Annotated in this window: 26 protein-coding genes; 16 read left to right on the forward strand and 10 right to left on the reverse strand. The window is 60.2% G+C overall.

The window, feature by feature from the left end; translation table 11 throughout:
- The first annotated feature begins 331 nt into the window (after positions 1 to 331).
- Complete coding sequence (serA, locus tag ACSOSP_RS35635) at positions 332 to 1,534, forward strand: phosphoglycerate dehydrogenase (protein ID WP_455315329.1); 1,203 nt, start codon at positions 332 to 334, stop codon at positions 1,532 to 1,534.
- Positions 1,535 to 1,823: 289 nt separating this feature from the next.
- A complete protein-coding gene (locus ACSOSP_RS35640; protein ID WP_455315330.1) occupies positions 1,824 to 3,584 on the forward strand; it encodes a winged helix-turn-helix domain-containing protein in 1,761 nt (586 codons plus the stop codon).
- Between the two features lie 130 nt (positions 3,585 to 3,714).
- Here ACSOSP_RS35640 and ACSOSP_RS35645 read toward each other — a convergent pair whose 3' ends face one another.
- Complete coding sequence (locus ACSOSP_RS35645; protein ID WP_455315331.1) at positions 3,715 to 3,969, reverse strand: hypothetical protein; 255 nt, start codon at positions 3,967 to 3,969, stop codon at positions 3,715 to 3,717.
- Between the two features lie 305 nt (positions 3,970 to 4,274).
- Between ACSOSP_RS35645 and ACSOSP_RS35650 the strand changes: the two genes are divergently transcribed.
- On the forward strand, positions 4,275 to 4,742 hold the full coding sequence (locus ACSOSP_RS35650; RefSeq protein WP_455315425.1) for a hypothetical protein: 468 nt from the start codon (positions 4,275 to 4,277) through the stop codon (positions 4,740 to 4,742).
- 22 nt (positions 4,743 to 4,764) lie between these two features.
- Positions 4,765 to 5,115 (forward strand): VOC family protein, encoded by a 351-nt coding sequence (locus ACSOSP_RS35655; RefSeq protein ID WP_455315332.1) that lies wholly within the window; start codon positions 4,765 to 4,767, stop codon positions 5,113 to 5,115.
- Between the two features lie 50 nt (positions 5,116 to 5,165).
- Here ACSOSP_RS35655 and ACSOSP_RS35660 read toward each other — a convergent pair whose 3' ends face one another.
- A complete protein-coding gene (locus ACSOSP_RS35660; RefSeq protein WP_455315426.1) occupies positions 5,166 to 5,408 on the reverse strand; it encodes a hypothetical protein in 243 nt (80 codons plus the stop codon).
- A gap of 220 nt (positions 5,409 to 5,628) precedes the next feature.
- Positions 5,629 to 5,811 (reverse strand): DUF1289 domain-containing protein, encoded by a 183-nt coding sequence (locus ACSOSP_RS35665; protein ID WP_455315333.1) that lies wholly within the window; start codon positions 5,809 to 5,811, stop codon positions 5,629 to 5,631.
- A 237-nt stretch (positions 5,812 to 6,048) separates the two neighbouring features.
- Between ACSOSP_RS35665 and ACSOSP_RS35670 the strand changes: the two genes are divergently transcribed.
- Entirely contained in the window at positions 6,049 to 8,556 is a 2,508-nt protein-coding gene (locus ACSOSP_RS35670) for a PAS domain-containing protein (RefSeq protein WP_455315334.1), read from the forward strand.
- Between the two features lie 309 nt (positions 8,557 to 8,865).
- Positions 8,866 to 10,884: an AI-2E family transporter gene (locus ACSOSP_RS35675; RefSeq protein ID WP_455315335.1), complete on the forward strand. Its 2,019-nt coding sequence runs from the start codon at positions 8,866 to 8,868 to the stop codon at positions 10,882 to 10,884.
- A gap of 69 nt (positions 10,885 to 10,953) precedes the next feature.
- On the opposite strand, the gene ACSOSP_RS35680 is transcribed toward ACSOSP_RS35675, so the two are convergent.
- From ACSOSP_RS35680 to ACSOSP_RS35690, 3 genes are all read right to left on the reverse strand, one after another.
- Positions 10,954 to 11,187: a hypothetical protein gene (locus ACSOSP_RS35680; RefSeq protein WP_031364399.1), complete on the reverse strand. Its 234-nt coding sequence runs from the start codon at positions 11,185 to 11,187 to the stop codon at positions 10,954 to 10,956.
- Between the two features lie 75 nt (positions 11,188 to 11,262).
- Complete coding sequence (locus ACSOSP_RS35685; RefSeq protein ID WP_455315336.1) at positions 11,263 to 12,063, reverse strand: 3-hydroxybutyrate dehydrogenase; 801 nt, start codon at positions 12,061 to 12,063, stop codon at positions 11,263 to 11,265.
- A 114-nt stretch (positions 12,064 to 12,177) separates the two neighbouring features.
- Positions 12,178 to 13,578 (reverse strand): GntP family permease, encoded by a 1,401-nt coding sequence (locus ACSOSP_RS35690; RefSeq protein WP_455315337.1) that lies wholly within the window; start codon positions 13,576 to 13,578, stop codon positions 12,178 to 12,180.
- A gap of 296 nt (positions 13,579 to 13,874) precedes the next feature.
- Here ACSOSP_RS35690 and ACSOSP_RS35695 point away from each other — a divergent pair, with 296 nt between their 5' ends.
- The 3 genes from ACSOSP_RS35695 (at position 13,875) to ACSOSP_RS35705 (ending at position 15,984) form a co-directional block, all read left to right on the forward strand.
- Positions 13,875 to 15,320 carry a sigma-54 interaction domain-containing protein gene (locus tag ACSOSP_RS35695; protein WP_455315338.1) on the forward strand — a complete coding sequence of 482 codons (1,446 nt, stop codon included), beginning with the start codon at positions 13,875 to 13,877 and terminating at the stop codon, positions 15,318 to 15,320.
- 17 nt (positions 15,321 to 15,337) lie between these two features.
- A complete protein-coding gene (locus ACSOSP_RS35700; protein WP_455315339.1) occupies positions 15,338 to 15,586 on the forward strand; it encodes a DUF2164 domain-containing protein in 249 nt (82 codons plus the stop codon).
- Positions 15,587 to 15,717: 131 nt separating this feature from the next.
- Complete coding sequence (locus ACSOSP_RS35705) at positions 15,718 to 15,984, forward strand: hypothetical protein (protein WP_455315340.1); 267 nt, start codon at positions 15,718 to 15,720, stop codon at positions 15,982 to 15,984.
- Between the two features lie 15 nt (positions 15,985 to 15,999).
- Here ACSOSP_RS35705 and ACSOSP_RS35710 read toward each other — a convergent pair whose 3' ends face one another.
- Entirely contained in the window at positions 16,000 to 17,073 is a 1,074-nt protein-coding gene (locus ACSOSP_RS35710) for a helix-turn-helix transcriptional regulator (protein ID WP_455315341.1), read from the reverse strand.
- A gap of 277 nt (positions 17,074 to 17,350) precedes the next feature.
- Here ACSOSP_RS35710 and ACSOSP_RS35715 point away from each other — a divergent pair, with 277 nt between their 5' ends.
- From ACSOSP_RS35715 to ACSOSP_RS35725, 3 genes are all read left to right on the forward strand, one after another.
- The gene (locus ACSOSP_RS35715) at positions 17,351 to 17,569 is read left to right on the forward strand and encodes a hypothetical protein (RefSeq protein ID WP_455315342.1); all 219 of its coding nucleotides are present in this window, start codon (positions 17,351 to 17,353) and stop codon (positions 17,567 to 17,569) included.
- Positions 17,570 to 17,707: 138 nt separating this feature from the next.
- Complete coding sequence (locus tag ACSOSP_RS35720) at positions 17,708 to 18,931, forward strand: serine hydrolase domain-containing protein (RefSeq protein WP_455315343.1); 1,224 nt, start codon at positions 17,708 to 17,710, stop codon at positions 18,929 to 18,931.
- A gap of 80 nt (positions 18,932 to 19,011) precedes the next feature.
- Positions 19,012 to 19,305 (forward strand): H-NS histone family protein, encoded by a 294-nt coding sequence (locus ACSOSP_RS35725; RefSeq protein ID WP_455315427.1) that lies wholly within the window; start codon positions 19,012 to 19,014, stop codon positions 19,303 to 19,305.
- Between the two features lie 39 nt (positions 19,306 to 19,344).
- On the opposite strand, the gene ACSOSP_RS35730 is transcribed toward ACSOSP_RS35725, so the two are convergent.
- Positions 19,345 to 19,911 (reverse strand): lipocalin family protein, encoded by a 567-nt coding sequence (locus ACSOSP_RS35730; protein ID WP_455313753.1) that lies wholly within the window; start codon positions 19,909 to 19,911, stop codon positions 19,345 to 19,347.
- A 605-nt stretch (positions 19,912 to 20,516) separates the two neighbouring features.
- On the opposite strand from ACSOSP_RS35730, the gene ACSOSP_RS35735 reads away from it, so the two are divergent.
- The 3 genes from ACSOSP_RS35735 (at position 20,517) to ACSOSP_RS35745 (ending at position 22,925) form a co-directional block, all read left to right on the forward strand.
- The gene (locus ACSOSP_RS35735; protein WP_455313754.1) at positions 20,517 to 21,182 is read left to right on the forward strand and encodes an AEC family transporter; all 666 of its coding nucleotides are present in this window, start codon (positions 20,517 to 20,519) and stop codon (positions 21,180 to 21,182) included.
- A gap of 79 nt (positions 21,183 to 21,261) precedes the next feature.
- Positions 21,262 to 21,594 carry a helix-turn-helix transcriptional regulator gene (locus ACSOSP_RS35740; protein WP_455313755.1) on the forward strand — a complete coding sequence of 111 codons (333 nt, stop codon included), beginning with the start codon at positions 21,262 to 21,264 and terminating at the stop codon, positions 21,592 to 21,594.
- Positions 21,591 to 22,925: a type II toxin-antitoxin system HipA family toxin gene (locus ACSOSP_RS35745; protein WP_455313756.1), complete on the forward strand. Its 1,335-nt coding sequence runs from the start codon at positions 21,591 to 21,593 to the stop codon at positions 22,923 to 22,925. Before ACSOSP_RS35740 ends, ACSOSP_RS35745 begins: the two co-directional genes overlap by 4 nt.
- 105 nt (positions 22,926 to 23,030) lie before the next feature.
- On the opposite strand, the gene ACSOSP_RS35750 is transcribed toward ACSOSP_RS35745, so the two are convergent.
- Positions 23,031 to 23,318 (reverse strand): DUF4148 domain-containing protein, encoded by a 288-nt coding sequence (locus ACSOSP_RS35750; RefSeq protein ID WP_455313757.1) that lies wholly within the window; start codon positions 23,316 to 23,318, stop codon positions 23,031 to 23,033.
- Positions 23,319 to 24,125: 807 nt separating this feature from the next.
- Here ACSOSP_RS35750 and ACSOSP_RS35755 point away from each other — a divergent pair.
- A complete protein-coding gene (locus ACSOSP_RS35755; RefSeq protein ID WP_455313758.1) occupies positions 24,126 to 24,680 on the forward strand; it encodes an NADPH-dependent FMN reductase in 555 nt (184 codons plus the stop codon).
- 63 nt (positions 24,681 to 24,743) lie between these two features.
- Here the strand turns inward: ACSOSP_RS35755 and ACSOSP_RS35760 are convergent, their stop codons facing one another.
- A complete protein-coding gene (locus ACSOSP_RS35760) occupies positions 24,744 to 25,925 on the reverse strand; it encodes a hypothetical protein (RefSeq protein ID WP_455313759.1) in 1,182 nt (393 codons plus the stop codon).
- Between the last annotated feature and the right edge of the window lie 24 nt (positions 25,926 to 25,949).

The following is a 25,949-nucleotide window of genomic DNA, read 5'->3' on the forward strand; positions in this document are numbered from 1 at the left end:
GCTTTGACTAAGCCGAGTTGATCTGCGTCGCCTTAGGGCGAACGGAGATCCGCGTCCAATACCCAGGCAACAAGCCTCAAGCATACCGTTCAGCCCGACGACCTGCCTTAGCCAGCAGGTAACCTGATCGAAAGAATGGGTAAGCCCAAAGGCCCCATGGGCAGTAGGGGAGAAAATACGAACGCCCGGCAAGCGGTAACATCGTCGTGACGTTTGCAGCCTGGGCGTCTATTCGTCCGGCATGAAACGAACGCGGCAAGATTGCGAATGTTACCCGGACGCCACCTGTCGGGCCTACGAATGGCCCGCGTCACCGACACATAAGCGTTCCATGACCTCTGTTCTTCTACTCGAAAATATCCACGACACCGCCGTCGCGCGTTTCAGCGAAGCGAAACTCGAGGTCGAGCGCCGCGCGGGCGCGCTCGCCGGCGCAGATTTAAAGACTGCGCTTCAAGCACATAACCTCGTCGGCATTCGCTCGGCGACGCATCTCAAGCGCGAGGAAATCGATGCCGCGCGCCATCTGCTCGCAATAGGCTGTTTCTGCATTGGGACATCCCAGGTCGACCTGAACGCAGCCGCAAACGCGGGTATTCCTGTTTTCAACGCGCCATTTTCGAACACCCGCTCGGTCGCTGAACTGGTGATCGCCGAAGCTATCTTGCTGCTGCGCCGCGTGCCCGAGAAGAGCGTACTGGCGCATGCTGGAACGTGGGCCAAGGGCGCGAGCGGATCGTTCGAGGCGCGCGGCAAGACCATCGCGATAGTAGGGTATGGCAACATCGGCTCACAGGTCGGCGTGCTGGCCGAAGCCATGGGCATGCGCGTGGTGTATTACGACGTGCAGGCGCGGCTCTCGCTGGGTTCCGCCCGTGCGGCACAATCGCTCGCCGACGCGGTCGCTCATGCCGACGTGGTGACGCTGCACGTGCCCGCAACGGCCCAGACGAACCGCATGATTGACGCCGCAACGCTGGCGTGTTTCAAACCCGGTGCGATCCTGATCAATGCATCGCGCGGTTCGGTGGTCGATATCGACGCCCTCGCGCAAGCGCTTCAAGCGAAGCGGCTGGGTGGCGCTGCCATCGACGTATTCCCGGAGGAGCCCAAGACCAATGCAGATATCTTCAAGAGCGTGCTTCAGCATTTGCCTAACGTGATCCTGACACCCCATGTGGGCGGCAGCACGGAGGAAGCGCAGGAGAACATCGGGACCGAAGTCGCGACGAAACTCATTTCGTTTCTAACGACCGGCGACACAGTGGGATCGGTCAATTTTCCGCACGTCAATCCTGGACCGCTGGACGCGCCCGCGCGTCTGCTCAACGTCCACGGCAATGCGCCCGGCGCGCTTGCGACGCTTAACACGCGGCTTGCCGGGGAGGGCGCCAACATCGTCGCTCAGCACCTGCAGACGCAGGGCGAAACCGGCTACGTAGTAACGGATCTGGATAGAACCCCATCCAGCGAATTGATACAGGCCTTGGGCCGCGAACCCGGGTTCATCCGAACGCGCCTGCTGGTCAAATAAATCCGGCGTCATGCGGGGGACCGGTGTTCTGCGTGGCGGTCGACATCGGTCTCCCCAATATTCTTGAAAGAATGGCGGATATGACATGCGCTCGCGTTCCAGGATAGTAGAGCGTCAGCGTTCTTACGCAGAAAACGACGTGATGCACTCATGTTCCTGCGCGCCTGTGCGTGCCCGATGATTCAAGGAGCGCTATGCTCGACGAATCGCTCCCGATCCGAAACGAGTTAATGGCTGAGCGCCAGCGCCGGATAGAGCGCATATAAAAATCGATCTCGCTGGAGGGCACATGAATATGCACGCAGCCATCAGGATCGGGGACGTCGAGCTCGATGTGGAGCGCTACGAATTGCGCCGTGCCGGGCAGCGCATCCGGCTGGAGCGCTTGCCGATGGAACTCCTGATTTTCATGGCGTCGCGCGGTGGCGAACTCGTGACGCGCGCTGACATTGTCAGGGTGCTGTGGAGCGGCAGCGCGTTCCGGGACACGGACAACAGCATCAATACGGCGATCCGGAAAATCCGCATTGCGCTTGGAGAGAATCCCGACGATCCGCAGTATCTGCTTACTATCAAGGGCAAGGGTTATCGTCTGGACGGCGTGCGGGTGTCGCCGGCACAACCGGCAGTCACCGCGCCTGCCGCCGTTCGCGTGCTGGTGCTGCCGTTCGAAAACAAGAGCGGTGACCCGGCTCAGGACGGCTTCTGCGATGCGCTCGCCGACGAGACTTCCGCCAATATCGGCATGTTGCATGCCGAGCAGATCTACCTCATTGCCAGGACAACCGCCGCAAGTTACCGGCGATCCAACAAAAGCATTGCGCAGATGGCGCACGAGCTGGCGCTTGACTATGTGCTGGAAGGCTCGCTTACGCGCGAGGGCGGACGCGTTCGCGTGTTGGCGCAGCTGATTCGCTGCACCGATCAGTCGCAGGTCTGGGGCCGCGCTTATGAGCCGGCGGCAAGCGGCTCGCTGGATATGCAGAAGGAGGTCGGGACCGCGCTCGCGCGGGACGTGCTGCCGACGCTCGCGGAGCAGCAGCGGGGCATGCTGGCAAGACGTCTGCCCGTCGATCCGGCGGCGCACGATGCGTACCTGCACGGCAGATATTACTGGCTGCGCCGCGTTCATTTCCATCCGGGGTTCGCCGCGCATCATGGGCTGAGCGGCGAGGACTTCACGCGCGCGCTCGGCTACTTCGAGACCGCGATCGAGCGTGATCCAACCTACGCGCTCGGTTATGCAGGCTTGTCGAATATCTATGGATCGACTGTGACGCATGGCCTCTTTGCGCCGTCGCAAGGTTATCCAAAAGCCAGGGAAGCTGCGCTTCGCGCATTGGAGCTGGACCCGGACCTGCCGGAAGCGCATCACGCGCTGGCTGGCGTGCATTATTTCTATGACTGGGACTGGCGCAAGGCCGAGGCGGAATTTCTCGAAGCGCTGCGCCTGAATCCCAACCTCGCCGAAACCAGCCGCCTCTACGCGCGGCTGTTGATGGCGCTCGGACGGGAGACGGAAGGTCGCGCGCAGTTCGAGCGTGCGGAGCGACTCGACCCGCTCACGTTCGACGGCTCACGAATCTTCGGCCTGGTGTTATCGGGCCGTTACGAAGAGGTCACCCGGGAGTTCCTGACCGAGGGGCATGGCAACCGGTCGCCGTTGATCTTCCAGGTGCTGTCGATCGCGTTCGAAGCGCAGGGCGCGTACAAGGAAGCGGTGGAGGCGACCGTCGATGCGTTGACGCGTTGCAACGACTTTGCCCGGGCCGAGGTAATCCGGACCGTATGGGAAGCGGGTGGCTACGACGCAGTTCTGCAGTGGTACCTGCAGGACTTGCTGGCGAGGCGGCAATCGGGCTATACGTCGCCGCTGCTGTTTGCGGAGATCTACGCCCGGCTGGGCAAGCAGGACGAGATGTTTCATTGGCTCGACGTGGCGCTTGCCGAACGATCGTCCCGGTTGAGCGAACTGCGCACGAACACCTGGTTCGATCGCTACCGGTCGACAGGGCGATTTCACAACCTGGAAAAGAGGATTGGCGCTTGATGGATGACGTTGCGTGGATGAGTCCGCCATGGACCGGTCACGGATACCCGGCAAGCCGCGCGCCTTTGTTTGAACTCCGCGTGCGGATTCGCCCCGTCACGCGGAATGGCAATGTCAACTCATGCCGGGGTCACTGCCCGTGATAGAGCTGCTGCAACCGGCTTTGTTCTCCGGACCGTTCTGAATGAACGAGGTCCTGATAGACCTGTTGCCGCGTCAGGCTCATAGACGCACCCGCATCGCTTCTGGATATATCCGTTACGCCTCCAACGTCCAGCGCGGGCTGTGCGGTCATGGTGGCGGTGGTTGCAGGCTGAGCTTGCGCCCATGCCTGTCCAACGAGGAGGGCGGCCGCGCACGCTGCCACGATTCTCAGTGTCTTCATGTTGTTTCTCCCAAAAGCCGAGGTCGGACCGGTCAGCAAACTACTGGCCGAGAGAAGCGTTTCCGGGCGGTTCATCGCTTGGGCGCTGAACCGCCCGGAAACGCGTGTGGTCATGTTGCGACGCCGCGTTCAGGAACTCCATCGACACAACCTGAAGAAATCGTTAACACGCTTCATGTGCGGGCCCGATGGGCTGATTCGATCGGTTATATTTCGAGGCAGCCGCTCATGAACCGCGTGAGTACAAGAAAATGCGATCTCTTATTCAACACTTTCAACACTTCGCCTGGTGTTTGCTGGTATCGATGGCGAGCCAGCCGGCGCTTGCCGACGACCTGCGCAGTAACCGCGGGAACGATCCGTTTTTCCAGATTTCCAAAGCCATCCCCGAGTGCCCGATTCCGCTGGGACCGTTGGAGACGGAACAGGAATGGGTGAACGAAGCACATTACCGGATCGAGCGTGGCAATAGCTGCTGGGTGGAGGGGCGGTGTCGTTTATCCAATGCGTACCGTTACGATGCCGAGATAGCGGAAGCGGTTCAACGCCGGCTCAGCACGATCAATATCGCCACGCATTGGCGCGAACAATCATCGCTATGGCTGATATTGCAGCGCAGGTTTATCTACGTGCAAGGTTGTGTATCGCCCGATTTCGATAAAACCAAATTCCTCTTCGAGCTGGCGAAAACGGCGGATGTCGACAAGGTCATCGACAACATGACCACCGATCCCGCAGCGAAGCCTTTACCGTATCCATCGAAGGCGCCATAAGCCCGAAAGCCAGGAGGCGAAGATGAAGGTCAAGCGAATAGTCGCCAACATAGGCACGCAAGATGTTGCCCGTGCGCGGCTGTTCTATCAGGACGTACTGGGTCTGGACCTGCTGATGGATCAGGGCTGGATCCAGACCTTCGGTTCGGAGACGACCATGAGCGTCCAGGTCAGCGTGGCGTCGGAGGGCGGGGCCGGCACGCCGGTGCCGGACCTGTCGATCGAAGTGGATGACGTGGACGCTGCCTTCTATCGCATGAAAGACGCGGGTTTCCCGATTGAATACGGACCCGTCAATGAACCTTGGGGCGTAAGACGTTTCTACGTCCGCGATCCGTTCGGCAAGCTCATCAACGTTCTCGCACACACATGAGCTGGCAGCCTGAGCGAAGGAACGCGGCCTGCAACATCGAACCATAAAACCTAATACCCCTGCGGCACATTCGACTTGTTCCCTGCCAGCGGTGAGCCATAACCACCGCTTTGCGTGTTATTGGGCAAGCCGTTGATCAACTGCGCGCGCGGATCGGTCGGATTCAGGTTCAACTCACCCGCCTGCTGGTTGCCGTGCGTCGGATATTCGCTGCCCAGCGGCGCGTTCGGCATCAACTTCGTACTGTTAGCCGGTGCAAGCATGTCGTCGTTGGGGCTCAAACCCATGCTCATGGTTTGCGCATAGACCGCTTGAGTCGCAAACGACGTAACGAGCACGGCTGCGGACACCGATAAAACGCGTTTAAACTTGATGATAATGGTCATGACTGAACTCCCAAAGTAAGGTGGGTTTTTCGTGTCCTTGTCGTCTTATCGCGTCATTCAAGCACGCGTTTTTTAGTGTCAAAAGGCTGGCGAGCAATCGCGATTGCATCGGCATGCAGGCGTCGCGTCACCTGTTCGCCTTCTTAAGCTTAGCCGCGCGTTTGGGCCGGTCGTCGATAATTTTTGTCCGGGTTTTGTTCTTCAGCTTCTTCCATTGTTTGCATTCGTCCTTGGTTCGCAAGCAACCGGTGCAAAGCCCGGTTGTGCCATCGAATTTACAGATGTTGATACAGGGTGACTCCACGGCCATCACGAATCCATTGCGCGTACGCTTTATTTCGAGCCTGCAAATCTCGCACGATGCATGCCCGTAGACCTAAAACATAATCTGGATGGGGACAATAGGCGCGCCGCTTGCTGTGCATAAAAGTGCAACCGTGGACCGGCGATACCGGGTGCTAGTATTTGCAACATTCATCTGCAACATTCATTTGGAACATTTCGCTCGTTGCACTGTGCCCGACATATCGGCTTTTGCTTAACGACTATGCAGAAACCCCTGTTGTTTTCCACGCAAAGCCAGCTCGAATTCGAGCGTGCGGTGCTCGGACGCGTCGTTGCAGGCATGCCGCTGCGCGAGGTGCTGGAGCATGTGATTCATCGGGTGGAAAGCCGCTCGGAGCAGCCGTTGCGCGCCTCCGTACTGCTTGTGGATACGTCAGGGAAACGCCTGGTGCAAGGCGCTGCGCCGAGTTTGCCTGATGATTACAACCGCATTGTGGATGGCCTCGAATTCGGGCCGCTCATGGGGTCGTGCGGAGCGGCGGCGTTCCGTGGCGAACCGGTCATCGTGGAAGATATCCAGACGGACCCGGTGTGGGCAGCGTTTCGTGATATCGCCCGCCAATATGACCTGCGCGCCTGCTGGTCCATGCCCATCCAGGCGGCTGACGGCCGTCTGCTGGGTACCTTCGCCAATTATTATTCGGTCCCCAAAACGCCGTCGTCCGAGGAACTGGACGAGATCGCGCAAGTGGCGAGCGTGACGGCGCTCGCCATCGAGCGCCATGCAAGCGACCGGGCGTTGCGCGAAAGCGAAGAGCGCTTGCGCATCGCGCAACAGGCGGGCGGAATCGGCACGTTCGAGCTATTTCCGCATAACGGGCAACTGGCGGTGTCTGAAGAGCTGTGCTGGCAATGGGGTTTGACGCCGCGTCATGAATACCATCTCGACGACCTGCTGGATCTCGTGCATCCCGACGATCGCGACCGCGTGCGCGCGGGCCATCTCGACATGCCGCCCGGTGCGCTCGATTACCTGGAGTACCGCATCCGCCGCCCGGACAACGGCGAGGAGCGCTGGATGGCGCGCCGTGGCGAAGCGATCGAAGGCAATGCGGGCGGCTTGCGTTATCTCGGCGTGACGTACGACATCACCGGGCATAAGCGCTTTGAAGAACGCCTGCGTGTCAGCGAGTCGCAATTGCGGCGCCTGAACAATTCGCTGGCGGCTGACGTCGATGCCCGCACCCGCGAGCGCAATAGCATCTGGCGCAATTCGCGCGACCTGTTCATCGTCGCGAGCAGCGCGGGCGTGTTGCGCGCCGTCAATCCGGCCTGGACCGAGATTCTCGGCTTCCGCGAGGACGAGCTGATCGGCAAGTCGTTTGCGGAGATCGTTCATCCCGACGACGTGGCAGCCACCGAAGCGGCGCTGCTGTCGGCGGCCCGCTCAGGGCCGGTGCGCTTCGAGAATCGCAACCGTCACAAGGACGGTTCGTATCGATGGGTGTCGTGGGTCGCCGCGCCCGAAGGCGACACGCTATACGGCAACGGCCGCGACGTCACCAGCGAAAAGGAAACTCAGCGAGCGCTTCAACTCACCGAAGAGGCACTGCGCCAGGCGCAGAAAATGGAGGCGCTCGGGCAACTGACGGGCGGGATTGCGCACGATTTCAACAACCTCCTGCAAGGCATCACCGGGCCGCTCGAACTGATCCGCCGCTACACCCAGCTCGGGCGCACAAACGACATCGACCGGTTCATTACGATGGCGACCGGTGCGGCCAACCGGGCGGCAGCGCTCACCCATCGGCTGCTGGCGTTTTCACGGCGTCAGCCGCTCGACCCGAAGCCGGTCAACGCGGACGAGCTGCTGCATTCCATCGAAGATCTGCTCAAGCGCACGATGGGCGAAGCGATCCAAACGCGCGTGGTGCGCAACCCGCACTTGTGGCTCACGCGCTGCGACGCGAACCAGCTTGAAAACGCGCTGCTGAATTTCGCGATCAACGCGCGCGACGCCATGCCGGGAGGCGGCCGCCTGACGCTTGAAACCGGCAACGTGGAACTCGGCCACGACTTTGCCGCGCGCCATCCCGATGTAACCCCGGGGTCTTACGTGGTGGTGTCGGTGTCGGATACGGGCGTGGGCATGGACGACGACGTCAAGGCGCGCGCCTTCGACCCGTTCTACACGACCAAGCCGCTGGGCCAGGGCACGGGGCTGGGTTTATCGATGGCTTATGGGTTCGCGAAGCAGTCGGGCGGGATCGCGACCATCGAGAGTGCGCCCCGCGCCGGCGCGACGATCCGGCTGTATCTGCCGCGTTTTTCAGGCGATCCGGGCACGCAGGAAATCGCGGGTGAACTCAACGACGCGCATCGTTCAGCCGGGCGGCACGCGATCCTGGTGGTGGAAGACGACGCGTCCGTGCGTGAACTCGTGTGCGAGATCCTGCGCGATCTGGACTATGAGGTGCTCGAAGCGTTCGATGGCCCGTCGGGATTGACCATCCTTAATTCGCATGCGCGTATCGACTTGCTGGTGACCGACGTCGGACTTCCCGGGCTGAACGGCCGGCAACTGGCGGACGCGGCGCGGGCGACGCGGCCGAAGTTGAGGGTGCTGTTTATGACGGGTTATGCTGAAGCCGCGACCCGCACGAATGGTTTCCTCGATACCGGTATGGAACTGATTACCAAGCCGTTCACGCTGGAATCCATGGCGAGCCGGATTCGCAGGATGGTCACGCTGGGCGTAACGGACGACTAGCCGTCAGGAGCGGTGAAGAGCGGTCAGCGGTTCTCCCGCGCTCCCGTCAATACTCACCTTTGCGCTCCCGTATTGACTCACCTTTTGGCGCAAATGGCATGTCGCTTGCTCATGACATGTCGACGTTCATTCGACACCCGGGCCGCCGGACACCGGCTCGCGGTACTCCAGAATCGGAAAACGCGCGCCCGCACCGCGATCCTGCCCGGACTAGCGAGTGCGCTGCAGCCTTTGGTCGGGCGCGGTCCTGTGTGTCCTTACACCGTCGCTTGATACAGTCGGTCAATACGTCATAACGAGAACGATGTCATGAATCCAGATCCCGTGCCCCGTCGGCCGTCAACCACGGTTTTGCCGCCCGAAGGACCGGGTTTGCGGGCGCTAACATCGTTAATTACCGGTGTGGTCGTCATTTGCGTGCTGTATTTCGGCCGCGCGGTGCTGATTCCGATCATCCTTGCCGTGTTGTTGAGCTTCCTGGTCGCGCCGTTCGTGGACTTGTTGCGGCGGCTGAAGTTCGGGCAGGTGCCCTCGGTGATCGTCGCGGTGCTGGTCGCGTTGTCGGTGCTGACCGCGGTTGGCGCGCTGATCGGCGCCCAGGTGGCGCAACTGGCCGGCGACTTGCCGCAGTATCAGTTTGCGGTAGAGCGCAAGATCGACGCCGTGCAGCAGAAGACCATCGGCCGGGCCGATGCGTTCCTGGGGAAAACGGCGGCAGCGCTCAAGCGCCTTTCGCCGAATCGCCAGGATGAGATCCGCAAGAACGAAGAGAATCCCGCGGCCTCGCCTATCGATGCCCCCATGCCGGTCGAAGTGCACGAACCGGCGCCGTCGCCCGTGGAGCTGGCGCAGCGGTTTTTATCGCCGGTGATCAGCCCCTTGGAAACCACCGGCATCGTGCTCGTGGTCGCCATCTTCATCCTGCTTCAGCGGGAAGACCTGCGCGACCGCCTGATCCGGCTGTTCGGCTCGCGCGACCTGCACCGCGCGACCACCGCCATGGACGAAGCCGCCCGCCGCTTGTCCCGCTATTTCCTCGCGCAGCTTGGCATCAACATGGGCGTGGGCATCGTCATCTCGATCGGGCTGGCGATCATCGGCGTACCGGGCGCGTTGCTGTTCGGCGTGCTCACCGGCTTGCTGAGGTTCGTGCCGTACGTAGGCACCTGGCTCGCGGCGTTGCTGGCCGTGGTGTTCGCGGCGGCGGTCGGACCCGGCTGGTCGATGATGATCTGGGCCATCGTCCTGTTCGGCGTGACCGATGTGGTCGCGGGGCAGGTGGTCGAACCGCTGTTGTACGGACACAGCACGGGTCTTTCGCCGTTCGCGGTGATTGTTGCGGCGATTTTCTGGAGCTGGATCTGGGGACCGATCGGGCTGGTTTTATCGACGCCGCTGACCTTGTGCCTGGTGATCCTGGGGCGGCATGTGGACCGGCTGGAATTCCTCGATGTCCTGTTCGGCGACCGTCCAGCGTTGACGCCGGCGGAGAATTTCTATCAGCGGCTGCTCGCCAACGATCCCGATGAAGCGCTCGTGCAGGCGGAGTCGCTGCTCAAGGAGCGATCGCTCAGCGCGTATTACGACGAAGTGGCGCTTGAGGGGCTGCGGATTGCGCACAACGACGTGTTGCGCGGGGTCGTGACCTCGGACCAGTTGAGGCGCATCAACGAATCGGCGATGGACATCGTCGAAGGGCTCGAGGAAGTGGAGGACGTGGTGATGGCGGTCAGGCAGGAAGAGAACCCGCCGGCCAGTCTCGAGATGTCCGACCGCGAAGCCGGCATCCTGCACGAAGAGCCGCCGTCTCACTTCGACGCGGCCCGCGAAGGCCATACGGCGTCCGTTCTGTGCATCGCCGGGCGTGGCGTGCTTGACGACCTGGCGGCGGCTATTGCGGTGCAGTTGTTCCGCAAGCATGGCCTGGGCGCGGATCTGGCGCCCTATGAGCGCTTTTCGCGCACGCGCTTCGACGAGGTCGACTTGACGGGGGTGTCGCTGATCTGCGTGATTTCGTTCGATGCAGCCGAATCGCCGCCGTATTTGCGCAATTTGCTGCGGCGTCTGCATCAGCGAGCGGCCACGGCTGAGCTGATCGCGGGATTGGTGCTGCCGGACAGTCCGCTGGAAGGCGAGGAGGTGGTTCGCAAGACCTCGGTGGCTACGTCGTTCAAGGAATTGGTCGACGCGTGCGTGGCGGCGGCACGGCGGCAGTCCACCGACGGTATTTCGTGGGAAGGGCTGAATCCGCCGGATGCGGTTGTTTCGGGTGAGGCTGAGGACGCCAAGGGGAAGGCGCCCGTGGTGCCGGTGTTGCGGGGGGCTTGAGCGTTTCGCTCGCGCCGTGGGCGGCGGCCACTGTCCGGTTACCCTTGGCGCGAACTAGTCAAAGCGGTTTTAGCGATTTCCGTCGAACAGGTCGTTCAACATGGTGTCGAACGCGGCTTGCGCTTCCTCCAGCTCCTGAAGCGCGGCGTCGAAGGTCTGCAATGCCATCTGCGAGGGCCGGCCATCACCTTCCGGCGGAAAGTGCCCCTGCAACGCCGTGAACGCGGTCTGCACCTGCCGCGTGGCATTGACGATGCGCTCCATCGCCCGCGCTTCTTCTGTTCGATTGTGTTCAGCCGTCATCGGAGTCTCCGTTCTTCGAACCCCGATAGTACCAACGGTTGCCACGTCAGGCACGCGCTGCGCGCATGGCAAGCGTCACTGTGACGTCCACCCGCCATCGATCTGAAGCGCGGCGCCGCGCATTTCATCGGCGCCGTCCGAGCACAGGAACACCGCGAGCTTGCCGATCTGTTCCGGCGTAACAAACTGTTCCGACGGCTGTTTCTCTCCCAGCAACTTCGAGCGCGCGGCGTCCGGCGAAATATTGTCGCGTGTCGCGATATCGTCGATCTGCTTTTGCACCAGCGGCGTCAGCACGAATCCCGGGCAGATTGCGTTGACCGTCACGCCCGTGCGCGCGTTTTCGAGCGCAGCGACTTTGGTCAGCCCCACAATGCCGTGCTTGGCCGCCACGTAAGCCGATTTCCCCGCCGAGCCGACCAGCCCGTGCGCGGACGCCACGTTGATCACGCGGCCCCAGCCGTTGTCGCGCATCTTGGGCAATGCCACTCGCATGGTATGGAACGCAGAACTCAGGTTGATCGCGATAATCGCGTCCCACTTGTCGACGGGGAAGGTATCGATAGTCGCCACATGCTGGATGCCCGCGTTGTTCACGAGCACATCGACCGCGCCGAATTGCTCGATGGCGAACGCGATCATGGCTTCAATTTCAGCGGACTTCGACATATCCGCGCCGTGATGCACGGCCTTCACGCCATGCTGCTCGATTTGCGCGATGGCGCCCTGGATGACCGCGGCGTCGCCGAAGCCGTTCAGCACGAGATTCGCGCCGGCTTGCGCCAGGGCGGTAGCGATTCCAAGTCCGATGCCGCTCGTCGATCCGGTGACGAGCGCGGTCTTGCCGGCGAGCGGCGTTGCTGCGGATGAAGTCATGAGAGGAAGTCCTGTGGGAGAGCAATGGGGAGGCGGCAGCGGCCAAGTTTGCCAGATGCTGGTTTGCATCGGCGGCGTTCATCCCACGCCGATGCAAAAGAAAACGCAAAAGCCTTAAACCAGCCCGGTCATGTAGTACACCGCGATCACAAAAAACACGGCCAGCGTCTTGATGATCGTCACGGCGAAGATGTCCCGATACGACTCTCGATGCGTCAACCCCGTCACCGCCAGCAACGTGATCACCGCGCCGTTATGCGGCAGCGTGTCCATGCCGCCGCTCGCCATGGCGACCACGCGATGCAGCACCTCCAGCGGAATGTGCGCCGCTTGCGCGCCCTTGATGAAGGTATCGGACATGGCCGCCAGCGCGATGCTCATGCCGCCCGACGCCGAGCCCGTGATGCCTGCCAGCGAACTCACCGATACCGCCGCGTTCACGAGCGGATTCGGAATGCTCTTGAGCGCATCGCTGACCACGATAAACCCCGGCAACGCCGCGATTACGCCACCAAAACCATACTCGGACGCTGTATTCAACGACGCGAGCAACGCACCGCCGACCGCCGCTTTCGTTCCCACTGCAAAGCGTTCGCGCACGCGTCCAAACGCGGTCAATACGACCAGCAGGATGCCGAGCAGCAGCGCGCCTTCCACGGCCCAGATCGCGACGACCGATTTGATCGCTGTGACCACCGGCGCATGAACGCCCGGCAGCACGTTGGCCGCCACCGAATAGCTGTCGCCGTACCAGACCGGGATCAGCTTGGTCAGCGCGAAGTTCGCCACGCCAACCAGAATCAGCGGTGCAATCGCGAGCAACGGATTCGGCAAATGCGTGCTTTCCACGCGCTCCGGCTCGTTCACGAGCGACGTGCCGTAGCCCTCACCCGTTGCCATGACCGAACGGCGGCGCCACTCCAGGAAACTCAACCCCACCACGACGATAAACAGCGAGCCAATCGTGCCGAGCCACGGCGCGGCCCAACCGGTGGTCTTGAAGAAGGTCGTGGGGATGATGTTCTGGATCTGCGGCGTACCGGGCAGCGAATCCATGGTGAAGGAGAACGCGCCGAGCGCAATGGCGCCGGGCATCAGCCGCTTCGGGATATTGCTCTGCCGATACATTTCGGCCGCGAATGGGTAAACCGCGAACACGACCACGAACAGCGATACGCCGCCATAGGTGAGCAACGCGCACACCGCGACGATCACCGCATTGACGCGCGTCTTGCCGATATATCGAATGGCGGCGGCCACGATCGATTCGGAGAATCCGGACAATTCCACCACTTTGCCGAATACGGCGCCGAGCAGGAACACGGGGAAATACAGCTTCACGAAGCCGACCATCTTCTCCATGAAGATGCCGGAAAACACCGGCGCGACGGCAGCGGGTTCGGTCAGAAGGACGGCGGCGAGCGCAGCGAGCGGCGCCACCAGGATCACGCTGTATCCGCGATACGCGGCCAGCATGAGAAACGCCAGGGCGGCGAGGACGATGATGAACGACATTGAGTCTCCGTTAGTTGTTGTGTGCCCGGGCGCGGCAGCAAAAAACCAATCGCCGCCCGGAACTGGACGCGCCCTCTAAGCAGCATTCATGCCAAAGACCGCAAAACGTTGCCCAGCATCGACGCGCGATTCCGGTCAGCCTGGTGTGTCTTGCAAAATGTCTACCAATCGAGACAACGCCGTGACGCCAGATTCGCCCGAACGGCCGGTCACATAATGTTTCACAGCAATCTTGCCGTGTTTCCACGTTTCGAGATATTCTGTCTCAATATCGAGAAAACCTGACGAGACACTGGATGCATAACGACTGGACGCATGTCCCCGTCGATTACAGCGACGTTTTGCGTCGCGCGATGGATTCGCTTTTCAAGACCTTCGAGAATTTCAGCGAAGGCACGTTTATCGTAGACAAAGAAGCGCGGGTCGTCTGGATCAATAAACGCTACGCGGCGCGCTTCGGGTTTTCCGACCCGCAAGAGGCGATCGGCCGCGATTGCGAATCGGTGATTCCGAACAGCCTGATGCGTGAAGTCGTGACAACCGGCAAGCCGATCCTGCTCGATCTGCTGGAAACGGATCGCGAACCGCTGGTCGTCACGCGTCTGCCGCTGAAGGACGATTTCGGCCAGACGGTCGGCGCCATTGGGTTCGCGCTCTTCGATGAAATGAAAGCGCTCACGCCGCTTTTTTCGCACTACTCGCGCGTGCAGCAGGAGCTGATCGCGACACGGCAATCGCTCGCGCAGGCGCGGCGCGCGAAGTACACGTTCGCGAGTTTCGTGGGAACGAGCGCCGCGAGCCTCGATGTCAAACGCCAGGCGCGCCGCGCAGCACAAGTCGATTCGCCCGTGCTGCTATCCGGCGAAACGGGCACAGGCAAGGAGCTGCTGGCGCACGCGATTCACGGCGCATCCACGCGCGCCGCGCGGCCACTCGTGAGCGTGAACGTCGCGGCGATTCCGGACACCTTGCTTGAAGTGGAATTTTTCGGCGCGGCGGCGGGCGCCTATACGGGCGCGGAGCGCAAAGGCCGTGTCGGCAAGTTCGAACTGGCCGATGGCGGGACGCTCTTCCTCGATGAAATCGGCGACATGCCGCTCGTGCTGCAGGGCAAGTTGCTGCGGGTGTTGCAGGAGAAGGAGTTCGAGCCGCTGGGATCGAACCGGATCGTGCGCACCGATGTCCGGATCATCGCGGCGACGTCGGCGGATCTGCCGGCGCTGGTCGCCAGCGGCCGGTTTCGCGCGGACTTGTTTTATCGGCTGAACGTGCTGTCCATTCATGCGCCGCCGTTGCGTGAGCGGGCGGGGGATATCGAAGCGCTGGTGTACGCCATGCTTGAAGAGCTTTCCGCCGATGCCCGCCCGCGTCACGCCGGCCAGTTCGTGCTTCACGACGACGCGTTACGCCTGCTCTGCGCGTATTCGTGGCCGGGCAACGTGCGCGAGTTGCGCAACGTGCTGGAGCGCGCGGTGATGTTGTCGGACAGTGAACATATCGATGCCCGCGCGCTCGGCGGCTTCATGGGTGCGGCTAGCGCGGTGGCATCGCCGGAACTCGCGGGCGTAGCGGAGCAAACCGATACGACGTCCTACACCGAAGCCATGGCAGCCTTCGAAAAGCGCTTCCTCTCAGAAGCCCTGCGTGCAAGCGGCGGCCGCGTGGCAGAGGCGGCCCAGCGCATTGGCATTGGCCGGGCGACCATGTACAAGAAGATCGTCGCACTGGGCATAGACGTTTGAATCGTGAGCAAACAAACATGAGCAAAGACACGAACAAGACGATGTTATCCCGTGAGCTCGAGGCGCTTGCCATCGACCAGTTGCAGCGCCTGGCGCAAGAACGCTTCGATACGCGGCTTGGTCAGTTCGAGGCGAAGGAATGGCTTGACGAGTTATCGAAGCTCATTGGCGCGCATTTCTACAACCAGGCGCTCGCCGATGTAAAAGCGAAGATCGACGCTCGCGTCGAGATGATCGACAGCGACATCTGGGGGCTTCAAAAGTAGTGCGAACGCACCAAAGAAGGTCCCGCCAGGGCTTCCGATCCGCACGATCCGCACGGCCAGGGAGGCAAGCCGAAAGCTCCGCATGGCATACTTGCGGGATCAATAAAAACAGCATTAAAAAGGGGTTCCGGATGAAGATTTCCAGCGTACGAGCATCGCGTTTTCTGGCGCTGTTGCCGCTTGCGGCTGCGGTGTCAATGTTGTCTGCGTGCAGTAGCGCGCCGCCGCTCTTTTCATCCGATGGCCGCCCGACCAGCATGATCCAGTGCCCGGCTAACGGCGGCTGGAGTAACTGCCAGGAAAATGCCCGCGCATTGTGCGCCGGCAGTTACGACGTCCTCGATCAAAGCAGCGACAACGGCCAGAACAGCTTGTTGATCGCGTGCAGGGCGAAGTAACGCGAGGCCACGGCTCTAATTCTGCGCCGGATGCGCGGGCAGGTTGAGCAGCAGGCGAATCAGGTCGACCTGGCGATTGGTCGCCGTCTTTTGATAGATCGCCTGCAACTGTTTGCGCACGGTGTCGTGCTGCACGCCGGTCTGGCCGGCTATCTCCTTGGGCGTGCGCCCTTCTGCGATATGACAGGCCACGCGGCATTCCGCCGGCGTCAGGTCGAACGCGCTCGCGAGCAGATCCGGATCCACAATAGGCGGTGAATCCGGGTGATAGAAGGTGAGCAACGCTGCGTGCCCACGGCTCACTGCGACCGGGTGATAAAACACGTATAGCGCGCCCTGAACCGCAGGCTCTCCATGCTGCTCTTCCGTCAACCGAAGCATTCGATAAACCGGCGTCACGTCTGCCGCAGCAAGACATTCGTCCATCATCCGGCGCTGCGCCCCGCCTTGCAGTTCAAGCTTGCCGCCGACGACCTGAACCAAACTGGTTCGTCCCAGCATTTGCGTGGTTGCGTCGTTAAAGCGGAGCACGGTCCCGTTCAGCGCGACGAGCATGGCCGGCTGACGCCATTCGTCGAGAAATGGAACAGGGGCGAAAAGCTCGGGCGACGCGAAATAACGCACGTCTTGAAGTTGTGCGGCGCGTGAAAGATGCGGCATCAGGCGATCAAGCCAGCGCGGCTCCGGCTGAATATGAGCCCCACTCGCCGATACAAACTCGCAGGCCAGCGTGATCAGCAATCCGCCGGTATCGAGAATATGCCGCCTTGAAATATATGCCGATGCATTTATGTTCACGGAATCAGCATCTTTCTGATCCAATTCGAAGCGCGCAAACGATTCAATCGGAATTTGAGTCGTTTCCGCCGCCTGATTATCCGGCGTCTTGTAATAATTCGTATTCTCTCGACTGTGGAAACTTTCGGAATCCATATTAGCAAGCTGCTTATCGCTCACGGTTATCCAGACTGCGCGAGCGCCAATCAAGCCGGCGATCGCAGCACATACACCGTGCCATGCGCGAGGATCCGTAAGCGTTGCATATATATCGTTGACAGCCTGATCGTACTGGTCGCTTTCAAGAAGCATCCATTCTCTCCTGTCATGCGGATAATTTGCCGATCCCGAACGCCGGTTTATTGAATTTTTACTGTTCCGCATTTGCGGAATATACGAGACCCTGCCTGTTTGGATACTCTACAGGAAGGTCCTCCAGAGCTCGTGCTGTCAGCTTCCGACGGCGCGGGCCGCGCGTGTTGCGCACTCAAAGCATCGTGTTTATGACACCAGAACGGTTATCTGTTCCGTGTGTTGCGTCACACTCGTTCCGTAAAAAGTAAAAATAACATCTACCGTGGAGTTGTGAATGAATCATCGGCAAATCGAAACTGATATTGTTCATCTGGAGCGGGTAATCGGAAGAATTTCCACCGATGACCGCATCCCTTTATCCTATTGGCGTAACCGGGTTGACCTGGTCGCATTGAGTGCGCTTGTCCCTGCGCAGCAATCGCGGATACAGCGAATCAAAGACCGGCTCGAACAGCTTGAAGCCAGCATCGGATTGAATTACTCGCTGGCATAAAGGAAGTGTAAGAAATTACGGGTTTAATTTCCCGCTTTTGTGTCACAGAATTGCAATCTGAGGTAAATCTTCCCTTGGAGTCCAATTGCCGGCGTGCTTAAATGATGTGCTGAGAAAATGCGTACAAAGAGGGATTGAATGTCCGACGCAGGATTCAGCACCACGCGGCTTGAACGGACTCGTTCCGCGATGCAGCAGTTCGTCGAGACCGGCGATGTTGCCGGCTGCGTCACCCTGGTCTGGCGCAACGGCGAAATAGCCCGGGTCGATACACTCGGCTACAGCGATAGCGACGCCCTCACGCCCATGGCGCGTGACACGCTGTTTCGCATTGCCTCCATGACGAAACCCTTGGCCAGCGTCGCTGCGTTGATGCTGGTGGAAGAAGGCCGCATTGCGCTCGATGACCCGGTGTCGCGCTGGTTGCCTGAGCTCGCCAATCCCAAGGTGCTCACCGATCCCAACGCGCCGCTCGACTCTACGGAACCCGCTCGCGCACCCATCACCTTGCTCGATCTGCTGACGCACCGTGCTGGATTTGCGTATCAATTCACCGCGTCCGGCGCGCTAGCCGACGCCTACGGCAACGTTTTCAACGGCGTCGAGGCATCGGTTGATCCTGGCGCATGGCTGAACCGCGTGGCTGAAGTACCGCTGATGTTCCAGCCCGGCACGCGCTGGCACTACGGCATCTCCACCGATGTCCTCGGCGCGCTGATTCAGCGCATCAGCGGCATGTCGCTTGAAGCGTTCTTCCGTACGCGTATCTTCGAGCCGCTGGCAATGGCGGACACGAGCTTCGTGGTGCCCCCTGAAAAACTCGGGCGCTTGTCGGTGGCTTATGCCATCGATTCCGCCACGCAACAGCGCGTGGTGGAAGATCATCCGGCATCGAGCCGCTTTGCCAACCTCGGGCGTTTTCAAAGTGGTGGCGGCGGCCTTGTTTCCACTGCCGACGACTATCTGCGTTTCGCGCGCCTGCTGCTCGGCCGCGGCCGTCTGCAAGGTGACGCCGATGAACGCGCGCGCGGTCCGCGTCTGCTGTCGCATCGGTCGGTCGACCTCATGCGCACGAATTTCCTGTCGCGTGATCAGCGCCGCATTCCCGCGTTCGGTCAGATTCTGTGGGCGGGCCAAGGGTTTGGATTAGGCTTGGCCATCGTGGACGATCCAGCGCAACAACGCACGCTCGGTTATCGTTCTGCCGGTTCGTTCGGCTGGCCCGGTGCGTACGGCACGAGCTGGTTCGCCGATCCTGTTGAAAACATGATCGGCATCATGCTGATCCAGCGACGCAGCATGGAACCCTTCCCGATGGCAGCCGTGTTCGAGCGCCATCTGTATGACGCCATCGACGATTAAGCGGTGACGAGTAAGAACCGATGACTGGCGTTATCACGCCATGTCCAATTCGGGCGCATGCCGAACCCAGAGAAAAGCTTATGGCCACCTACAAGCAACTGACCGCACAACTCGAAAAACTGCATAAGGAAGTTGCGATTGCACAGCAGAACGAAATCGCGGTTGTGATCGAGGATATCAAGCAAAAGATTGTCGATTACGACCTGACTGCCGAAGAGCTGGGCTTTTCAGCAAGGCGCGGCAGGCCGGCCACGAAGGCGCCGCTGCCGCCGAAGTATCGCAATCCAAAGACCGGCGAAACATGGAGCGGACGTGGACGTCCTCCAGGCTGGCTCGCCGGGCGCAACAAGGAACGTTTCCTGATTGGTGTTTGATCGCCGCATGAGCTTCTAAAAGGTTCATGCGCACTGTGTTCAATGCAGCGTCTCCCGCAACAACGTCACGTCGTAGCCGAGCGTGCGTGCGCGATCGACCAATGCCGTGCGTTGCTCCGCCGATGGCTTCGCTTCACGTGTCAGGATCCACAGGTACTTGCCGCTCGGTTCGCCGACGATGGACCATGTGTAGTCATCGGCGTGATCGAGTATCCAGTAATCACCCACGTAGAACGGTCCGAAGAACGATACCTTGAGCTTCGCGTTGTTCGAATCCGGCACGATCTTCGCCTTTCCTTCGGCCGACCTGAACGTTCCATTCAGGCCACCGGTTCGGCATGCATTGATGATCGATACAAGCCCGTCATCGCGTTTCGCATAGTTCGCCGTGACCGCTTCGCAGCCGCGTTCGAAGCGGTTCTCATAGCGCGCAAACTCGTACCAATGCCCCAGGTAACGATCGAGATCGACCGGCTTCGCAGGCTCGGGCACCTGTGCGTTGCCGCTCTTGTTGCTGCCGGCCATTGTGCATGCAGCCAGCAGGCCCAGTCCGCCGATCACCAGCAAAGCCGTTGTGCCGATGGTGACGGATCGTTTGAATTTCATGATGGTCCTCATTGTGTTTAAGCGGTACGCGTCACTTGTATGAGCAAGCTTTGTTCCGTTGCATCGAGTCCCGCATAGCCTCACCTATAGCATGATGAAGTCATCGGAAAGGCCGGGCGGCAGGCACTTGAAGCTCACTTTCACCCGTATCAACTGTTTTAACAACAGGCCGCAACTCGTTGATAGAGAACGCTTTAAGCTGACGCACGCAACACGCCGCGAGACTTGCCCGACGCTCTTCATGTGCTTTCTCAACATCGCAGGATCACCCTCCCGGATAACCTCACCTATAGCGTCGCTTGTCCGTCACTCACTTCACGCTCACGCGAGCGGAGCATCGAGTTTGTGTCGCGTATCACCCGTAAGTTCTCAATGATGACCTCAAATCGATGTAGAAAGAAAGTCGTGTAAGCCTTATAGATAAAGGCTCACAGCCGTATACCTCAAGCACTTGCTGAGGCCTGGTTATCTTTTCAATCTAGTTAGCGATACTTGCAAATTGCCTCAAGCGTGAGTTTTTGACAGGTCATGCAACTCACCTCGCGCGGCTCCCGAAATCGCTCACCTTTATGAAGTTCACTCTGCGGCAAGCAGTTTCAACCGCTATGCTCTTCGCCTCATCCACTTGGATTTCCGCTGCTCATGTCGTCGCTGGTCTCGTCGCTTTTCGCGCCGCTTCTAAAAATCATTCTCAGCCTGCCTTCATAGCAGCGTTTGGTCTCGGTGCCGGCGGGATCTTTCTGCTGACGGTGCTGATTCGATTGAAACAGTCGCGTGATCTCGCCGATGCCAGCCTCGACGGTCTCAACGCCGCGTATCCAAATGCGGGTTTTATTGGCTTGCCTTTATGCATGCTTGCGTTCGGTCATGCGAGTCTCGCGCCCGCAGTGATTGGCATGATCATGACGGTGTGCGTGCTGTTCGCCGTGGCGATCGTGTTGATCGAATTGGATCTGCAGACGGAGAAGAAGCTGGTCGCCACGATGGGCAAGGTGGTCAGGTCGCTGGCCACCAATCCGCTGTTGTTCGCGCCGTTCGCGGGCTGGTTATGCAGCGGAGCGGGGCTCACTATCGCTGGTGGTGCGGACACGTTTCTCAAGTTGCTGGGCGCGGCGGCAAGTCCGTGCGCACTCGTTGCGCTCGGGCTGTTCCTTGGCGAGAAGCCGGGATATAGCTGTTCGAACCGTCCTTCCGAGGTGCCCGGGTTGCCGCATTATGTTCAATATAAAGAACATAAAATACCGATCGACGCGTTATGTTCCCAATATTAAACATTAAACAACATGGTGATAATGTTTCGTATACAATACGTTAAGATGAGAATTGTGATTAATGTAAGGTATATTGAACATGAACCTTGCCGAATTGGGCGAAGCCTTTAAACGGGCCAGAATCGAGGCGAATCTGACTCAGGAGGAGATCGCGCAGCGCAGCGGCGTTCAGCGTGCACGCATCAGCCTGTTTGAGACGGGTGCGTTGGCCGAGCTGGGCGCAGTCAAGATGCTGAGCCTGTTCAATGCGGTTGGACTTGAGACATTCGTGCGGCCGGCTGGGCATCGGCGGACGCTTGATGACGTACTGAGTGAGCCGGACGAAGATCGTGCCCCCCTCTCACGGAAGCGGGTCCGGCTCGGCGCGAGCCAGCGCCTCATGAAAACCGGTATCGGCAAGGCTTCCCGATGAACGGACCCGTCCTTGACGTCTACGTTGATTCGAACCTCGTTGGCACCCTGACGGAAGAGGCCGGCAGTGGCGTGTTCACCTACCTGCCGGACGTGCCCGCGGAGAGTCTCGTTTCGCTGCTGATGCCGGTTCGCGCCGCGTCCTATGTCTGGAAAAAAGGACTTCACCCGTTTTTTCAGATGAACCTGCCCGAGGGCTACAAGAAAGACCGCATCCGCGAAACGCTGGGTCCCCACGCGGATGTGACCGATATGGGTCTGCTCGCACTCACGGGGGCAAACAGTATTGGGCGGGTTCAGGTCGTACCGCGCGGCACCTTTCCCGGAGTGGCCGGAGGCAATGTGAAGATGTCGGATCTGCTCGCCTCCACTGACTCGCGCGAGAACCTGCTGCAACTTATGGATGAGGGAGTCGCGCAGGGCATCTCGGGAGTCATGCCGAAGGCGCTGTCCAAGCCCGGTGAGAAGGCAACTGTCTGGACAGAAGAATTCATCCTGAAGACGGGTTTCGACGATATTCCGTGGCTATCCGTCAACGAATACCTATGCCTTGAGGTCGCGCGCCAAGCAGGACTGGAGGTTCCGGAAACGAGGCTCTCGGATGACGGTCAGGTCCTCGCTATCGGCCGATTCGACCGCACGAAAGACGGGAAGTGGCTGGCTGTCGAAGACTATTGCGCGTTGAAGGGTTTGGATCCTCTCGAGAAGTATCGCAAGGGAACGCTTGAAGATCTGGCTAAACTGACACAGGAATTCTGCCCTCGCGACAACGTGAAGGACAGTGCTCGCAAGCTCTTTACGCTGCACCTCTTGAACATTGCGCTGAGAAATTCGGACGCACACCTGAAGAATTTCGCTGTGACGTACACGAGCGCAGAGGATGTTCGCCTGGCGCCGGTCTATGACATTGTCACGGTGACGGTCTATCCGCGCTACAGGACGGATTTGCCGGCGTTGCCTCTGTACGGCAAGCGCGTATGGGCGTCGGGTAAAGCGCTTGTACGGTATGGCGGCGCATGGCTGGGCCTGACAACGGCCGACATGACGGATAGCGTTGAGCGCATTAGCGCGGCAGTGCAGAGTGTCCTGCCCCTTGTACGAGAATGTGCGAATCGTTTCCCGGGCTTTCAGGAAGTGGCCAAACGAATGCTCGACGCGTGGGCGCAAGGTCTTTGTGACATCACGCCTGATGCCAAACCCGGCAAGAGTTCGCCTTCGGCTACGCCCTTGCGTGAGCAGGCGGGATTTTCAGACTCTAACGGGCCGGAGCGCCGCAAGGAAACCAATCCCTATGCGAGCCCCGATGGGCCTTTCTCACACAAGACACGTTAGACACGTATATCGTTCGACCCCCGGTCGACCGGGTGTGATCTGAGCCGGTTTCCACAGATGACGCCGCATCAGCAATCCAATCCGCCGCATTGCTCCATCCCGCGCTTATTGCGTGTTCCCGCCCGTGCCGTTCGCTTGCGTCAGGGTCGTATCCGTACCCGATGTGACGCGTTCAAAGCGCGCGGTTTGATACGGCAACAACTGGGGATAAGTTTCCGTGCGGATCGCGTCGAGTTCACCGCTCTTTTGCGCGGCGATCAGTTCGGCCTTCACCTCGGCCCGCGTTCTTGGCGCGTAAGCGTTTTGCTGAATGGCGTCAGTGGATTGAGCAAAGACGGGTGCCGATGAAACCAGCACGGCGACAAACAAACTTCCGATAAGCGCGCGTTTCATGATGAACCCTTGACTGTTTGAAGACGGCGCGTTTCACGCCATCGATGTGCAGCAGTCTATGCACATCCCTATCGATGACCAATGTCGATTGAGAAAACATATTGTTGTGCATCGCGCATGAATGTGACGTTCTGTGGCGGAACACGAAGCGGATCGCCCGCTTATACCTGCCCGCAACCATTACGTTTCCTGTAAGGATCAATTCCTTACAATGGCATTTTTCTGCTTTCACTTCATCGATATTCTCGGTTCACCGATCCAGTTTGATCGTTGCCAACTCACCGAGGTATCTCTTGAAACGCATGCTCTCCCTGTTCGCCGCTGTCGTTTTGTTCGCTGTAGCAGGCGCCGCCAATGCCGCCGACGCCAATTCACAATCATCGACGTGCCAAGGCCCGCCGTCGCAATGCAACGTGTTTTTCGGTTCATAATTTTTGACCCGGCGCTGGCGGAAACAGCCCTCGTGCCGCTCTTCGCCACGCACCTCGCCCTATTCCGCCAACCCTTGGGCGGTTTAGCGCTAATTATTAAACATCCACAAAGTTGTCCACAGTTTCTGTGGACAACTTTGTGGAAATCATCTCGAAAATGGCTTGCAGCGGGCCTGTCGCCCGGTATCCATCGAAACGTTCATTTCGAAGCAGAACGCGACCAGAAACGTGGACCGTCAGGTGCCGGTCCGAGCGTCAATCAGCCCCATTTCGGATAGCCTTGGTGCCGGACTAGCGCCTATGATGCGTCGGCTGATACAGGCATATTTCGCGGATGCAGTTCATTGCTCCGCTTCATCAGTCACCGGGACAAGCCATGACCTACAAGATTGCGGTTGTTGTCGGCAGCATTCGCCGCGAGTCATTCAACAAGCAGCTTGCGCATGCGGTCGTGTCGCTTGCGCCAGCGGATTTTTCATTCGAGTTCCTGGATATCGCCGGCTTGCCGCTCTATAGCCAGGACTACGACGGCGACTTCCCCGAAGTTGCGCGAACCTTCAAGCAAAAGATAGCGGCGGCGGATGGCCTGCTTTTCGTGACGCCGGAATACAACCGCTCGATTCCCGGCGTATTGAAGAATGCGCTGGACTGGGGTTCGCGGCCGTCGGGCCACAGCGTGTGGGGCAACAAGCCCGGCGCGGTGCTGGGCACGTCGCCGGGCGCGACCGGCACGGCGCTCGCGCAGGCGCATCTGCGCAATGTGCTCGCTTATCTCGATGTGCCGCTCATGGGTCAGCCCGAGAGGTTCGTCAAGCACGATACAAACCGTATCGATGCCAGCGGCACGATCGTGAGCGAAGATACGCGCAAGTACCTGCAGAATTTCGTCGATAAATACGTCGCGTGGGTTCAGCGCCTCGCCACGGTTTAGGCGGCAAAACGCGAACGGCCCGCTTTAGCGGGCCGTTCGCGTTTCAACTTTGAGCACTAACGGTCAAAGGTGATGTTGATGCCCCGTCACACGCTCCCAGCCATGCCGCACCGCGAGCTTGAAGCGCTCCCACGTGTCATGACCGCCAGAACTGCGGCCTTCCCAGTCGTGCCGTAATTCGGTTTCCATCGTGTCGTCCCAGTTGCGGCGGTGATAACGCTCGTCGCTGGCGGCTGAAACGCCGTATCGATACGCTTCTTCGTACTCTTCGTAACTCGTGCCTGTCGCCGCGTACTTCGACTCGTAGTCCGTGCGGAACTCGTCTTCGTACTCCATGTATTCGTCCGGCATCGTGCTTCGCGTGCTCGCATGTGTCCCGAGCGCTGAATCGCTGGTTTGGCTTAAGGTACCGGGAACTGGTGCGCCCATGGAACCGGCAGCACCTACACGAGCCGACGTTTCGGTTTCATCGAGCGGATCGACAGCGCGCCAGCCTTGCGCGGGCGTAGTTCCGGTCAAAGGATCTTCCGCGCCCGCTGCCCGCAGTGCTGCTGCTTGCGCGTTCTGCCAGACCGCGTCGCTGGCCATCCGTTCGTTGCTGCCGTCAGATACATCGCGGCTGACCGGGCTGATCGGGTCGAGCGGCAGCGCAGCCGGATCGTCCCGGTCCGCATGCGGATAAGCGCGCGCCCGGATGGCATCGGCTCGAACGGGGTCAAGCGGACCTGCCGGCGGATTGACCGGCGCACGTCCCGGCACGGCGCTGCCCGAGCCGAGACCGAGTTCGTCGAGCAACGAGTGATCGCGGTGGTCGGCTTCGGCCACGGCCGGGTTTGCCGTGCGTGAATGATTCAGCGTGCCCCAGCTGGCCGCGCGTTCGTCAATATCGATTGCACCCTGTTCAGCGAGAGTCTGGCGCGCGGTATCGGCGCGGGCCTCGGTGGCTGTATCGACGGCCACCAGCACCGCCCCGCGCCGCACGGCCTCGGAGTAATGCGCCACTTCGGGCGGTTGATCGCGCCCGCCGAACAGCATCGAAAAGAAGCGTTCGATATTCGCCAGCACACCGCCGGTTTCGGGCGGCTGGCCGGCGCCGGGCGCGAACGTCGGATCACCAGGCGAGGAAGGTTCGGGAGCGGCCTGGAGTTCGATGTCGGAACGGGCAAAACCCGACGCAACGAGTGCGCTACGCGCCACTTCGGCCTGGTCGTAGGTATCGAAGATACCGATAACTGTGTGTCGCATGGCTGCCTCCTGGGTGGCCTGGGT

The organism is Caballeronia sp. KNU42 (assembly GCF_053760385.1).